This is a genomic window from Shewanella sp. KT0246, assembly GCF_019654955.1.
GTDB lineage: Bacteria > Pseudomonadota > Gammaproteobacteria > Enterobacterales > Shewanellaceae > Shewanella > Shewanella goraebulensis.
On the sequence record NZ_BPEV01000119.1, the window covers coordinates 1 to 583 of the forward strand.

The 583-nt window shown below is 49.2% G+C and carries 1 protein-coding gene; it reads left to right on the forward strand.

Annotated elements, in window-relative coordinates; translation table 11 throughout:
• On the forward strand, positions 1 to 583 hold a 583-nt coding region (locus K5Q58_RS21370), incomplete at both ends, for a hypothetical protein (RefSeq protein WP_220755734.1).

Genomic DNA, 583 nt, shown 5'->3' on the forward strand with positions numbered 1-583 from the left:
CTGTGAGTGATTTCCAACAAACGGGCTTTAAGGAAGAAGGGGGGAAGGGGAAAAAAGAAGAAAGGGAGGAGGGGAGGAGAGAAAAGGGGAGAGGGAAAGGGAAGAAGGAAGAGAGGAGAAAGGGGGGGGGAGAAGAAGAGGAAAGAGGGAAAGGGAGGGGGAGGGAGAAGGAGAGGAGAAAAAGAGAGGAAGAAGAAAAGGGGGAGAGAGGGAAGGGAGAGAAAGAGGAAGAGGAAGGAAAAGGGGAAGGGGGGAAGAGGGAGGAAAAAAGGGAGGAAAGAGGAAGAAAAAAAGAGGAAAGGGAAGGGAGAAAGGAGGGGAGAAGAAAAAGGGAAAGGAGAAAAGGAAGGGAGAAGAAAAAGAGGGAAAGGAGAAAGAGAGGGGGAGAAAAAGGGGGAAGGAAAGAGGAGGAGGAAAAAAAAGGGGGAGGGAGAAAGAAAAAGGAGAAAAAAAGAAAGGGAGGAAACAAAAGGGTGGGGACGGAAGAGGAGGGTGAAAAAGGCGGAGGGAAAAAGGAAAGGAGAGGAAGAGGAAAAGAAAAGGGACAAGCAAGGAGAGGAAAGGGAGAAAGGCCACATACTTA